Raw genomic sequence first — 11,965 nt, 5'->3', positions numbered from 1 at the left:
CTGAAACCTGATGAAAATCTAAAGAAACAGCATAAAACAAAAAAGCTTGTGGAGAAAAACATCGTTTTCTCTACAAGCTGAGAGCTGACTATTAAAGTCAGCTCTTTCCGTTTAACTGTATTTTTTATCTAACCGCTCTTTTTCCTGACGCTGCAGCGGACTCAGCGGCTCATTATACAAATCGATATCAATCGCATATTTCGGGCGTCTTTTCACTTCTGAAAAAATCGTCCCGATATACTCTCCGATAATCCCGATTCCCATTAATTGCAGCCCGCCCAAAAACCAAATGGAAATGATGAGCGACGCCCAGCCTGCATTTGTATGACCGAGAAGCTTTTGAATAAACGCGCCAATTCCCGCCACAGCGCTGAGGAAAAATAAAACAAAACCTAAAAACGTAAAGAAGCGAATCGGCGCGACACTGAATGATGTAATCCCGTTAAAAGCAAATGATAGCATTTTTTTCAGCGGATATTTCGTTTTACCGGCAAAGCGTTCCTTGCGGTCATACAAGACTTCGGCTGATTTAAAGCCGATCATGGGAACGATGCCTCTTAAAAACAAATTCGCTTCCGGATAGCGCGTGAGCTCTTCAAGCGATCTTTTATTCATTAAACGAAAATCAGCATGGTTATAAATTAATTTTATTCCAAGCTTATTCATGAGACGATAAAACCCTAAAGCGGTCGTGCGCTTAAAAAAGGTATCCGTTTTTCTGCTGCGGCGCACACCGTAAACAATCTCGCAGCCCTCATGATATTTCAGCATAAAATCCCGGATCACAGAGATATCATCCTGAAGATCAGCATCTATGGAAATGACGCAGTCTGATCTGTTTTTCGCTTTATGCAGTCCGGCTAAAAGCGCTTTTTGGTGTCCGACATTACAGGCTAATTTTAAGCCTGTTATCTTCTTGTTTCTTATGCTCTCCATAGCAATCAAAGCCCAGGTGCGGTCTTTGCTGCCATCATCGACAAACAGAATTTTACTGTCTTCAGAGATTAATTTTTCTTCAATTAAATCATCTACAACCTCTGTCAGCTGACGGCTGGTCTCTTGAAACACTTCCTCTTCATTGAAACACGGAACGACGATGGTTAATACTGGATGTGTCTGTTTCAATCGATATCCTCCTTATCTTGTTTCATATAAATAAATGCGCCAGGCGGAATCTTTATGGTCAAACGTCTTAACGAGCGCGAGATGGTTTTGATCAGCATTCATAATCGGAACTGATGAGAAAATATAGCGACCGCCCATTTTTTTAAATACATTTGTATTCAATTGAAGGTTGTTAATCGTTTTCTTCGAGTTCTTTTTGAAATCATATCGTTTACCGAGTTCATCGACGAAAAGGTAGCAGCGGCTTCCCCATTCGTCAAAGTATTGTTTGAGCCGAGCGTTTTTTTCCAGCTCTTTTTCGATGATTTTCCTAAATTCATATTTATAAGAGAGCGGGTACAGATTGTTATACGTATCTAACGTGTAAAACCCGTTATATTGGGCGATCGACGGATGCAGTCCGATGCTCGCCACCCTGTATGAATCTTGCGGACGCCCGATATATTCCTTAATCTCTTTAAATTGCTCGGATGCATAAAACTCCCGGAATGTCGGCGCATTGTAGTGGACGCCGTACGTATATTCTTCATTAAAAGGCGCCAACACCATCAGCTGAGCAGCGACTGCGGCGTGTACAAACCACTTCCACCCTCTCCCCATCCGCCAGATGAGATATAAAGCAAGCGCAAAGCTCACGTAAATGACAAGCGGCCGCAGAAAATGAAAACGGGCAAAATTAAATTCAGCTAAAAAGGCAAATTTCTGCTTTGGAACCGCCCATATTTTGTTGAACCAAAGCGCATACCATAATGACAGTCCGTAATTAAGCACACATAAAAACAGATAAACATTTTCCGGCCTTGTCCGATTTCGCTTAAACAGCACAGCTGCAAATACGAGCAGCAGAATCGGGAGGATGACTACGGTATGAACGGTCATCACATGATTATGGCCATAGACAAAGTTTTTTACGGATAACCGAAGTGAATGCCAAATGTCATGCCTGGACGAGATAAATTCTATCCGATGCATCGGTGCGTGCTCAAACAGCATCGAATAGACAAGCCGATATTCAACGAAAAGATAAATACTCGTCATGAATGCAATACTGCCTAAAAAAATCAAGTTCCATCTTCTTTTTGTGATGGCATCATACAGCCAAAAGCACGCCATTCCCGCCAAGAAAAAGAAAAAGCCTAAGACAAAGCTTGAATATAAAGGAAGCAAACCGAGCGTCAGCCACTCTCTCCATGAGATATCCCCTTTTCTGATATTCAAAAAAGCCCACAATGCCAAAGGATATCCAAGCGTACTCAGCATTCCCGAAGGCCAGAAAGGTGTTAAGGCAAATGCCAGAGATACGCCAATTCGGATGAAAGCCGCTTTCGGCTCCGGAACAACATGTTTCTTCAGCAGCACATACATTCCAAAAAAAGCGACAAACCTTGTAATCGTCTGGCTTATGGCATAGGCGGTCATGGAAGAAAAGAAAGCGTGCAGCCAAACAATTCCGCTCCACTCAGTGCCAAAGGCATCCCGCGGCAGCCCATTAATGATTTGCGGAATGGCCGCGTCAACCTTGCCGACAATTTCTCCGCTGTCTGCCAGAACCTTGTACCAAGCGATATTGGAATCTAAATTATCGTGGACGCGAATATGTGCATCTTCTTTTAAAATATAAAGCGGGGATACATACAGCAAAAGGAGAAATAATGCGATCCAGAGATAATATGTTTCTTTTTTGTGTTGTCTCATCAATTGTAACATCGCTTACACATCCATCTGTTATTCTGACTCCATATCCGGCATGTTCTGCCTCATGTGTCAAAATTTATTATCCCTTTTCCTTTCCAAAACATTCATCAGATGACAACCCGTTTTTCAACCTGTCTCTTACCCATTAATTCCCGCTATCCCTAAGGCTCGGTTACTTACTATACTGATAGGGGGAGGGGATATATTTTGTTTACAATCTTACTTTCATTGGCCATACTCGCATGTGCGCCATTTATATATAAAGCGAACCGCAATACAAAAGATGTAAAGGTCAACACCATTTCAATCGATCAAAAAGACGGCCTTCCAGCCAGAAAAAAATTAAATATCCTTCATTTATCAGATCTTCACTTAGAAAACATTTCTGTTTCACCTGAAGAGCTGTATCATTTGACAAAAAATCAGCCTGTGGACATCATTGCGCTTACCGGGGATTTTCTAGATCGAAAACGTAATATTCCGAAGCTGGCAGGCTACTTAAACGCGTTGCAAAAACTGAAGCCTGCATATGGAATGTACGCGGTGTTTGGCAATCACGATTATGTATTAAAAGAAAAGGACTTTCAGAGATTGAAACGTGTTTTAGAGGAAAACGGCTGTATCACACTGCAAAACGAACATGTTCGTATCGAAACGGCTGCAGGGCCTGTCAATATTATCGGTATTGATGATTACAGCACCAACCGCAGTAATATTACCGGCTCTTATCAAAATCTAGAAAACGGCTACCATCTTGTATTAACACATGACCCAAACATTATTCTGGATATGAAGGATGTTCATTATGATTACTTGCTTTCAGGCCATTTTCACGGCGGACAAATTCACTGGCCTAAACCGTATCATTTGGTGAAAATGGGCAAGCTCGTCCGCATGAACATGATTAAGGGGCTTCATTATCACCACGATAAGCCGTTTTATATCAGCGAAGGGTTGGGACAAACCGGTGTAAATATCCGTGTCGGAAGCCGCCCTGAAGTGACATTTCATCAGATATAATCAAAAAAGACTGTGCTGACCAAGGCATCAGTCTTTTTTTTGATAGGTTCTTTGAAGCTTTTCTCTTGAAATAAACAAATAGGATGAATTCGGTAAATGCCTAAAGCTCACTGGCTTTGACGTTAAATATAAAATCGGCACATGAGTAATCTTTTTAAAGCATCTGTAAAAAGGATTGGCGGGAGTGACCACATCGAAGCCGAGCCTTTCCACTCCTTTGTCAAGCATTGTAATTCCAATGATTCCTTTGATTTTCTCGCTTTTTTTATGATTATTGATGTAATCCAAAAGTGTCGGCATCGATTGATATACTTTTTGATAGATAATGATCCCCTTTCTGACTGCGCTTTCAATGCTTTGCAGCTCCCGTATCAGCTTAATATTGTGCAGATGGATTTTAACGAGCACATCATTTTTTCTTATATGTGTTCCGTCGCTCAGCACGACATGATGCCCTTTGTACTTCGTCAGCCTGACTCGAAAGACGCTTTTACGATCTTTGTCAACCAAGGTCAGCCTTGAAAAAAAGAAATAAATCGGGTCAACAACTCTCCAAATGGTAAGGAAACAGGCTTTCATCTCTTCACCTTCCTCATGATTAAAAACACCCTTATATTTTGCGATTGTTCTCCTCAAAATATAGTTGCCATATTTTTTAAGGAGGACCGTCATGAAAAACATTCTCATTTTTCCTTTTTTAAGCATTTCCACCGGGCACCATCATGTCGCCGATGCCCTGCAGGCTGAACTGGAGTCTCAAGGACTGGCATCTGAGAAAATTGATATCTTTTCGCATGCGTATAGACGGTTAGAAAAACTGTCCTCTGAGGCGTATTTAAAATGGATTCAGCATTTCCCGAAAACGTACAGCGGCATATACAGGCTCCTCGCCTGCGGCGATTATCAGAATGACAAACGCTATACCATGTACGAATGGCTGTTCACACAACAAATGAGGCACATCCTCCAAGAAAAACAGCCTGATATCGCGTTCTGCACACATGCGCTGCCTTCATATCTGCTAAACCGGCTAAAACCGGAATATCCGAATTTAAAGGTTGTGAATGTATACACTGATTTTTTTGTGAATCAATTATGGGGGCGGGAGAACATTGATGTCCATTTTGTTCCGATCATGGATGTCAAGAAGCAGCTCCTGTCTGAAGGAATCGATCAGAAAAACATATACTTGACCGGCATTCCCGTTCACCGGATGTTTGAAATGGGATCGACATACACCTGTCAGCATCATCCGCCATACACCATCATCATCACAGGCGGCAGTATGGGGATCGGGGGAATTTCAAAATGGGTTCAGGACCTCTCGCCAGGCGGAAACATCTTATACAAAATATTATGCGGCAGGAATGAAAAGCTCTACTGCGATGTCAAAAGTTTAGGCCACCCTTTTATTGAGGCGATTCCCTACCTTGAGAGCAAAGCAGAGATGAACCGTTTATATGAACAGTCGGCAGGCATCATGACAAAACCCGGAGGTGTAACCATCAGCGAATGCTTACGGAAACGGCTTCCGGTATTTATTTATCATGCGCTGCCGGGCCAGGAGGAAATGAATTTGAAGCTTCTAGAGGAAAGGAAGCTTGTCACAGATATGAGAAACTGGGACATGCAGAAGGCAGAAGAACAGATTGCGGCATTTTTCCAATCGAATGAACAGGTGAAAGAATATGAAAAACATGTCAATGCATATCTTGACGAAATATCTGACCGGAGGATTGAAGATGTTTTAAAAACAATCATAAGACAAAAAAAAACACTCTCCTGAAACAGAGAGTGTAGAATAGTTAACGAAACAGCAAGTGCTGGCTGTGAATGCCTGCTTTCTTCAGGAGGACGATCAGCTGGTCCTGTTCATCAGGAGATAGGCCAGAAAATGCTCTCGCAATACGCAGTGCATGAATCGGATAAATTTTATCCAAATACTCATTTCCCTTGTCAGTTAAATGCGCGTAAACGGAGCGTTTATCTTTCGGGTCTTGCTCCCTTACTAAAAACCCGTTTCTTTCTAATTTGTCAATGACATATGTGACGTTTCCGCTCACAAGCAGAAGTCTCGACCCAATTTGCTGTAATTTTTGCGGGCCTCTTGTGTACAGGAGCTCCAGTACAGCAAACTCAGTCGGATTAAAGCCGTGCTCTTTGCTGTCACGGATACTATGTTCAGACACACTTTTGAAAGCCCTTGCAAAAACTCTGTACAAATTCATCGCACGCTCAACTTCTTCTTCGTTAAACGATAATCTCATCATATCTACCTCGTATATAGGATTTTTATAAAAAAATAATGAAAACCCTTACATATAATAAGAGTTCAGTCCCTTACTATATGTATTCGCTATAATTCGAGAAATTCCTTCTGAAAGCAAAAAAATCCTTATACATTATCTTGTATAAGGATATTTTTTGTGATTTGCAATACTCCGGAAGAAATATGCGTATTCCTTTCGCAGTTCGGAAATCGTCATTTTGTTCATGACTTCTTTATTATAAACTCCAATTTGAAAGAGTTTTTCAGAATAATGGCTTCGCTCTTTTTCTAAAGCGGATTTCAATAAATTACTCATAGCGTCCTCCTTCATTTTGAGGTATCCTATATACAAGATACCCTATTTAAATGAACGTGGTATGAATCTAATGTAAAGAATTTATGTTTGCGAAGATTTTCGGTACAGTCCGTTTTGAACCGATCTTAATAGTTGAAAAGCATGTTCTCCGGCAAGCTGCATAAACGTCTCCAGCATTTCATCACGTTTGATATCCAACTCTATAATTTCTTTTGCCAGTGAGACCGCTTTTTCTTCCTCCATGATTATCCTTCCTCCTCAATGATTCGTTACATATAGGATAAAACGCGCTTGTGTGTTACGCATTATTCTTGTTAATTTTTCTGCCGCATTTTTTCAAAAATCTTCTATTTGATGTTAGAAAATATGACAAGCGTCAGGTTTTTTCTCTTTGTTTTTTATATACTATTATCAAAAGACATCCAGGGGTGGAAAAATGACCACAGAAGATCATTCTTATAAAGACAAAAAAGTGATTTCAATCGGGATTGTGAGTGAATTGACAGGATTGTCCGTAAGACAGATCAGGTACTACGAGGAACGGAAGCTCATTTATCCGCAGCGTTCTTCAAGGGGAACGAGAAAATATTCTTTTGCCGATGTGGAGCGGCTGATGGATATTGCCAATAAGCGTGAAGACGGTGTACAGACGGCAGAGATTTTAAAGGATATGCGCAAAAAAGAACAGATGGTGAAAAACGATCCGCAAGTGCGGAAAAAAATGCTGGAGGGGCAGCTTAATGCTCACTTTCGGTACAAAAACCGGTAAATAATAAAAGTCCGACTCGCGATTGAGACGGACTTTTTACTTTTATAATGAGTGTATGAATGCAGTGGCGATGCCGAAATAAATTAATAAAGACAAAATATCGTTTAGCGTTGTAATCAGCGGTCCTGAAGCGATCGCCGGGTCTACTTTCAGCTTGTGCAAAATAATAGGAATAATCGTTCCTGACATCGTGCCGATAATTAACGTAAAAAGCAATGAAGAGGAGACAACAAATCCTAAAAGCGCGTTCCCCTGCCATAAAATGGCGATAATCGCAATCAGAACAGAACAAACCGCTCCGATATAAATACTTGTTCTGAACTCCCGAAGGATCAGGCGCACAATCGTTTTTTTGTTCATTTCTTCTTTAGACAAACCTCGGATGACAACCGCGAGGGATTGTGTTCCCGTATTTCCTGTCATTCCTGACACCATCGGCATAAAAAACGCCAGCGCGACGACCTGCTGAAGCGCATCTTCAAAATAACTGATAATGCTTCCTGAAATCAGTCCGATAAACAAGAGTAAAATCAGCCATGGCAGGCGCCGGTACGCCGCCACGTAAGCCTTTGTGTCAAAAGTGATGTCTTTACCGGAAGCGGCAAATTTTTCGTAATCCTCATCAGCTTCCCGAATAACCACGTCAATAATATCATCGACCGTTACAATGCCGACAAGCACGTTGTTTTCTTCCACAACTGGAATCGCCAAGAAATCATAACGTTCAATCAGGCGGGCAACTTCTTCCTGATCCTGAAGGGCGCCTGCTGAAATGACGCGGGTAAACATTAAATCCTGCACCTTTTCTTCAGGTTCGCCTAGAATCAAATCACGGTAGGAAAGTACGCCCACCAGCTGTTTGTTTTCATTGATCACATATAAGTAGTTGATCGATTCAGCTATTTCAGCAAAGCTTTTCAGTTTGACGACCGCGTCTTTGACCGTATAATGCTGAGGAATCCATACAAACCGGTTTGTCATCATGCGTCCCGCTGAGTCAGCCGGATAATTCATCAAAAGCTGTACAGCTTTTGACTCTGACGCTTCCATGCTGGACAAAAGCTGTTCTTTCAGTTCTTCGTCCATTTCTTCAAGCAATTGAGCAAGGTCATCGTTGTCCATTTTGTTCATCGCTAGTGTTGCTCTGGTTTTTCCGACTTTATTTAAGACGGCAAGCTGAAATTCGCGTTCCAGCTCCCCGATCATATCAGTGATATCATCTACAGTTAAATAAGATAAATAGCGGGCGCGGTGTTTTTCCGGCATTTCTTTAAAAATAAACGCCATATCATAGGGCTGTAGCTCATCAATAACGCTTCTGAAATCCCTGATTTTCCCGTCTCGCAATAAAATAATAATGCGTAAAATGAGTTCGTCATAGGTCATGTTTTGAACCATCGGGACTCGTACCTCCTCTACGGAGACGTGCCGGCCTCGGCTGAAGGTGCGGCAGATCGTCTCCTCATCGTGTAATCAATTGTCTTGCTGTCATAGTATATGGGTACTTCTTCAGATTGACTCGAATGGGGAGAATCCATACTCCGCACCTCCTTTTGTAAACTTCGTTTTAAAGGCATAAAAAAAGCCTTCGGGATTGAAGGAGAAAGAAGCACGGCAAAAAAGCGTGCGGGCGCCTTCAATCGTAGAGCTTTAGCACTGTATGGCATAGGATCAAACATCCAGCTGCGTTAAAAATCACCTTATGTCGATGATTTCTGTTGACCCATTGGCGTCTTTGGACATTTTTGGGCAGCAGCGTATCTCCATACAGGAGCCTCACCTAACGAAGTTCCTAATTGAATTGACACACTGAGATTACAGAAAAAAACAAGCTGTGTCAACTCAAAAAAGTAATTAATGCGCTTTCATCACAATTACGGAACAAAACAAGGGCCTAAGCCCTTATTCTGTTGTTTGCGTCTCATCATCTTCAGAGAGCAAATGATATGTTTCGTGAAGAAATAAGGCATACTCTCCTTCCTTCGTCGGATGAGGGACAAATTCAGCCTGATTGATGTATTGCTCCTCTTTCTTTTCCATGCGTTTCGCCTCCTTTTCTATTTAGATTGTCCAAAAGAAGGTTTCTTATCATGAAAAAACCCCCGCTCTAGCGGGGGTTTGATCAGTCGTCTATCTCCTGCTTGATGATACGTCCATCCTTTGCGGAAATGTCAAATTCCGCCTCATCTCCTTGTTTCGTTTGGATTTCAATTTCATAGATGTAAGTACCGTCGTCTTCGTCAAGCTTGCTTTCTGTTACTGTTCCATTTGTTTGCTTTAAAGCAATTTCTTCAGCTTCTTCTTTTGTGATGGCGACTTGTTCCGCTTTCTCTTGTAACGGGTCATTGAGCGCTTGTCTAGTATTAATATCTACATAAACATCGTAGTCTTCACCGTCTTTTTCGATCTCCACTTCATAGGCTTCTTTGCCGTTGTAAATGTCTCTGTCGATGTCTTCCACTGTACCGTCAACAACCGTTTTAGCAATCGATTCTGCTTCCTGTTCAGTGAGTGCAGAAGTCTTTGAAGAAGCAGTTTGTGTGTGTTCATTGTTTTCTTTCGCAAACGCGTTGTAGCTGAATCCGCCGGCTGCTACACATCCTGCTAAAAGGCCAACCATCCATCTTTTCTTGAGCATATGTGATTCCTCCTTTGTTTTGTATGAGTACAGTTTACACACTCAACATGAAAGGAAAACGAGAGAAAGATGAGAATTTGATGAGAAACCGTCAGTCTTCATACACAATGTTTGCAACCTTTCCGGTGTAGGCATTTATTTTCACCGTCGCTTCCTTATCATCAGGAAGATCAACATCCACTTCAAAGATGAGAGTGCCCTCATGTTCTTCGAGATCTGCGTCATCCGCTGTCCCGCCCGTTTCTCGCTCAGCAATTGTTTTGGCTTCTTTTTTCGTAATCCTCGTTTTTTGCTGATCTTTACTGCTGATTTGATCAGCAGACATGACTGCTTTTGCCTCCATGTCCACCTTCACTTCGTATGTTTCTCCATCTTCTTTTTGAATGATATATGCGGCAACACGATTCTGTTGTGTTTGTTTTTTGACGGTTCCCGGCACCCGGTTAAGCGCGAGTTGCTCGGCTTCTTTTTCTGTCATGGCAGATGGATTCACCGCTTTTACTCTGTTCATTGAGAGAATATCAGCCGATTTTGCGTCAGCTTTGATAAAATAAGTTCCCTTTGGATTTTCAAGGGTCATATCATACGTTTTTTTATCCTTTGATTGTGTTGCTTTCGTGACCTCGCCCTCATATGAGGCTTCGATTTTTTTTACGACAGCCTCCTTTGACAGTACGTCCTCATGGGTTTGCCGAATGATGAGAAACGTACAGACGATAACGGCTAAAACCGCTGCCGCACTAGCAAAAACTGCTTTTATTGTTTTGTTCATCGGCTTCCCCCATCCTGTTCTCTGAATTGCATGGTGACAGCCGTTCCTTGCCCCGGCTTGCTTTTGACAGACAGCTCAATGCCGTGCTCATCGGCGATTTGCTTGGCAATGGAAAGGCCTAAACCCGTTCCGCCTGTTTTTCTGTTTCGTGCCTCATCCGCGCGGTAGAACCGCTCAAACAGATGCGGAATATGCTCCTCAGGTATTCCGATGCCTTCATCACTCACAGACAGAAACGGCCGTCCATTTCTCATTCCGGCTGACACAACAATGGCTTTTTCACTATACTTTATTGCATTATCGAGCAAAATCGTCAGCAGCTGTTTGATGCGTTCTTCATCAGCTGTTACAAGCAGTCTCTCCTTATCTGTTTCAAGCAAAATATCACGCTGATAAACGGGGTGGAGCGTTTGCATGACGGCGCGCGACACTTCAATCAGATCGATTGTTTTCATGTCAAGTTCAAGTCCTTTATGGCTCTTGGCCAGCGCCAGCAGCTGGTTGGTCAGTTTCTTCATATGAACCGCTTCTGAGTGAATCGCTTCGATCGACTCCTCAAGCACCTCCGGCTTTTTTGCCCCCCACCGCTTCATCAGGCTGCTGTAGCTTTCTATAATAGTAAGCGGGGTTTTCAATTCGTGTGAAGCATCTTGAACGAACTGCTGCTGTTTATCATAGTGCTCTTTCAGCATCATTGCCATCTCATTAAATGTCAGCCCCATTTGATATAACTCGTCGTGTGACTGTCCTTCTAAAGAAATCGTTTTGAATGCTTTTTCCCGCTGTATGTCTTTCATCGTCATCATTAATCGCCTGATCGGATTGATGATACGGCGGGCGAGCAAGCTGCCGGCAAAAAAAGAAGCGATACAGACAGCGGCACTTGCGGCGAATAAGATGATTTTCAGCAGAAACAGACTCTCTTCTGTATTCTCCAGCCTTTCAACCAGCTGGAGAGATACCACTTGCCCATCGGTCCAAATCACCGGAACAGCAGCCTCAGCAAACAGCTTGCCGTCATGTTTCCTTACATCTGCCGCTTCCCCGCTGTGAAAAGAAAGAGGAAAATCTTTATACGCTTTTTCTTTTGTGATCGTCATGACGGCTTTTTGATCCCCATTCACTACACGGACCATGCCGTTTGCCGGAAGATAGGCCTGCAGCATATCCTGCAAAGCGACTCCTTCCGTTTCAGCAGCATGCAGCGCTTCGGCAATGTTATCCGCCTCATCTGTAAGCCGGGCTGCATCCTTTGAGGTCAGCGCGGACGAAAAAATCAGATAGACTGCGGTGTGGATCAACATTAATAAAACCAACAGCGATATGGATGTGTACAGATGAATCTTGGTCTTCAGCTTCAT

Annotated in this window: 14 protein-coding genes, 1 pseudogene and 1 riboswitch; of the genes and pseudogenes, 3 read left to right on the top strand and 12 right to left on the bottom strand. The window is 42.5% G+C overall.

The genetic code is table 11. The annotated features are described in order from the left end of the window. Window positions 1-111: 111 nt before the first annotated feature. Together EFK13_RS07475 and EFK13_RS07470 are read right to left on the bottom strand one after the other, a co-directional pair. Complete coding sequence (locus EFK13_RS07475) at window positions 112-1,125, bottom strand: glycosyltransferase family 2 protein (protein ID WP_129505917.1); 1,014 nt, start codon at window positions 1,123-1,125, stop codon at window positions 112-114. Between the two features lie 12 nt (window positions 1,126-1,137). Next, on the bottom strand, window positions 1,138-2,832 hold the full coding sequence (locus tag EFK13_RS07470) for a DUF6044 family protein (RefSeq protein ID WP_129505918.1): 1,695 nt from the start codon (window positions 2,830-2,832) through the stop codon (window positions 1,138-1,140). A 195-nt stretch (window positions 2,833-3,027) separates the two neighbouring features. Between EFK13_RS07470 and EFK13_RS07465 the strand changes: the two genes are divergently transcribed. Then, window positions 3,028-3,840 carry a metallophosphoesterase gene (locus EFK13_RS07465; protein ID WP_129505919.1) on the top strand — a complete coding sequence of 271 codons (813 nt, stop codon included), beginning with the start codon at window positions 3,028-3,030 and terminating at the stop codon, window positions 3,838-3,840. 27 nt (window positions 3,841-3,867) lie between these two features. On the opposite strand, the gene EFK13_RS07460 is transcribed toward EFK13_RS07465, so the two are convergent. Beyond that, window positions 3,868-4,419, bottom strand: coding sequence for a YkoP family protein (locus EFK13_RS07460; protein ID WP_129505920.1), 552 nt, complete (start codon window positions 4,417-4,419; stop codon window positions 3,868-3,870). A gap of 91 nt (window positions 4,420-4,510) precedes the next feature. On the opposite strand from EFK13_RS07460, the pseudogene EFK13_RS07455 reads away from it, so the two are divergent. Then, window positions 4,511-5,640: pseudogene (locus EFK13_RS07455) on the top strand (MGDG synthase family glycosyltransferase). Between the two features lie 5 nt (window positions 5,641-5,645). Here the strand turns inward: EFK13_RS07455 and EFK13_RS07450 are convergent. The 3 genes from EFK13_RS07450 to EFK13_RS07440 form a co-directional block, all read right to left on the bottom strand. Next, on the bottom strand, window positions 5,646-6,110 hold the full coding sequence (locus tag EFK13_RS07450; protein ID WP_003232536.1) for a MarR family winged helix-turn-helix transcriptional regulator: 465 nt from the start codon (window positions 6,108-6,110) through the stop codon (window positions 5,646-5,648). A gap of 132 nt (window positions 6,111-6,242) precedes the next feature. Beyond that, on the bottom strand, window positions 6,243-6,425 hold the full coding sequence (locus EFK13_RS07445) for a stress protein (protein WP_129505922.1): 183 nt from the start codon (window positions 6,423-6,425) through the stop codon (window positions 6,243-6,245). Window positions 6,426-6,506: 81 nt separating this feature from the next. Beyond that, window positions 6,507-6,668, bottom strand: a complete 162-nt coding sequence (locus tag EFK13_RS07440) for a hypothetical protein (protein ID WP_129505923.1) — start codon at window positions 6,666-6,668, stop codon at window positions 6,507-6,509. A 193-nt stretch (window positions 6,669-6,861) separates the two neighbouring features. On the opposite strand from EFK13_RS07440, the gene EFK13_RS07435 reads away from it, so the two are divergent. Further along, the gene (locus EFK13_RS07435; RefSeq protein WP_003239028.1) at window positions 6,862-7,194 is read left to right on the top strand and encodes a MerR family transcriptional regulator; all 333 of its coding nucleotides are present in this window, start codon (window positions 6,862-6,864) and stop codon (window positions 7,192-7,194) included. A 42-nt stretch (window positions 7,195-7,236) separates the two neighbouring features. Here EFK13_RS07435 and mgtE read toward each other — a convergent pair whose 3' ends face one another. From mgtE to EFK13_RS07410, 6 genes are all read right to left on the bottom strand, one after another. Then, a complete protein-coding gene (gene mgtE, locus EFK13_RS07430) occupies window positions 7,237-8,592 on the bottom strand; it encodes a magnesium transporter (RefSeq protein WP_129505924.1) in 1,356 nt (451 codons plus the stop codon). A gap of 17 nt (window positions 8,593-8,609) precedes the next feature. Further along, window positions 8,610-8,732, bottom strand: coding sequence for a hypothetical protein (locus tag EFK13_RS21070; RefSeq protein WP_064813154.1), 123 nt, complete (start codon window positions 8,730-8,732; stop codon window positions 8,610-8,612). A gap of 90 nt (window positions 8,733-8,822) precedes the next feature. Continuing rightward, a riboswitch (M-box (ykoK) riboswitch) is annotated at window positions 8,823-8,989 on the bottom strand. Window positions 8,990-9,096: 107 nt separating this feature from the next. Next, entirely contained in the window at window positions 9,097-9,234 is a 138-nt protein-coding gene (locus tag EFK13_RS07425; RefSeq protein ID WP_064813157.1) for a transcriptional regulator SplA domain-containing protein, read from the bottom strand. An 82-nt stretch (window positions 9,235-9,316) separates the two neighbouring features. Continuing rightward, window positions 9,317-9,832, bottom strand: coding sequence for a PepSY domain-containing protein (locus EFK13_RS07420; protein WP_129505925.1), 516 nt, complete (start codon window positions 9,830-9,832; stop codon window positions 9,317-9,319). 91 nt (window positions 9,833-9,923) lie between these two features. Then, window positions 9,924-10,604 (bottom strand): PepSY domain-containing protein, encoded by a 681-nt coding sequence (locus EFK13_RS07415; protein ID WP_129505926.1) that lies wholly within the window; start codon window positions 10,602-10,604, stop codon window positions 9,924-9,926. Then, window positions 10,601-11,965, bottom strand: a complete 1,365-nt coding sequence (locus EFK13_RS07410; RefSeq protein ID WP_129505927.1) for a sensor histidine kinase — start codon at window positions 11,963-11,965, stop codon at window positions 10,601-10,603. Before EFK13_RS07410 ends, EFK13_RS07415 begins: the two co-directional genes overlap by 4 nt.

It is taken from the genome of Bacillus cabrialesii (assembly GCF_004124315.2).
GTDB lineage: Bacteria > Bacillota > Bacilli > Bacillales > Bacillaceae > Bacillus > Bacillus cabrialesii.
Note: the sequence above shows the minus strand (reverse complement) of the source record. Positions and strands in the feature narration are given on the sequence as shown.

Excerpts from the sequence above, each read along its gene's own strand:
- EFK13_RS07470 (WP_129505918.1), bottom strand. The coding sequence starts at position 2,832 with ATGTTACAATTGATGAGACAACACAAAAAAGAAACATATTATCTCTGG.
- EFK13_RS07460 (WP_129505920.1), bottom strand. The coding sequence starts at position 4,419 with ATGAAAGCCTGTTTCCTTACCATTTGGAGAGTTGTTGACCCGATTTAT.
- EFK13_RS07450 (WP_003232536.1), bottom strand. The coding sequence starts at position 6,110 with ATGATGAGATTATCGTTTAACGAAGAAGAAGTTGAGCGTGCGATGAAT.
- EFK13_RS07445 (WP_129505922.1), bottom strand. The coding sequence starts at position 6,425 with ATGAGTAATTTATTGAAATCCGCTTTAGAAAAAGAGCGAAGCCATTAT.
- EFK13_RS07440 (WP_129505923.1), bottom strand. The coding sequence starts at position 6,668 with ATGGAGGAAGAAAAAGCGGTCTCACTGGCAAAAGAAATTATAGAGTTG.
- EFK13_RS07435 (WP_003239028.1), top strand. The coding sequence starts at position 6,862 with ATGACCACAGAAGATCATTCTTATAAAGACAAAAAAGTGATTTCAATC.
- mgtE (WP_129505924.1), bottom strand. The coding sequence starts at position 8,592 with ATGGTTCAAAACATGACCTATGACGAACTCATTTTACGCATTATTATT.
- EFK13_RS21070 (WP_064813154.1), bottom strand. The coding sequence starts at position 8,732 with ATGGATTCTCCCCATTCGAGTCAATCTGAAGAAGTACCCATATACTAT.
- EFK13_RS07425 (WP_064813157.1), bottom strand. The coding sequence starts at position 9,234 with ATGGAAAAGAAAGAGGAGCAATACATCAATCAGGCTGAATTTGTCCCT.
- EFK13_RS07420 (WP_129505925.1), bottom strand. The coding sequence starts at position 9,832 with ATGCTCAAGAAAAGATGGATGGTTGGCCTTTTAGCAGGATGTGTAGCA.
- EFK13_RS07415 (WP_129505926.1), bottom strand. The coding sequence starts at position 10,604 with ATGAACAAAACAATAAAAGCAGTTTTTGCTAGTGCGGCAGCGGTTTTA.
- EFK13_RS07410 (WP_129505927.1), bottom strand. The coding sequence starts at position 11,965 with ATGAAGCTGAAGACCAAGATTCATCTGTACACATCCATATCGCTGTTG.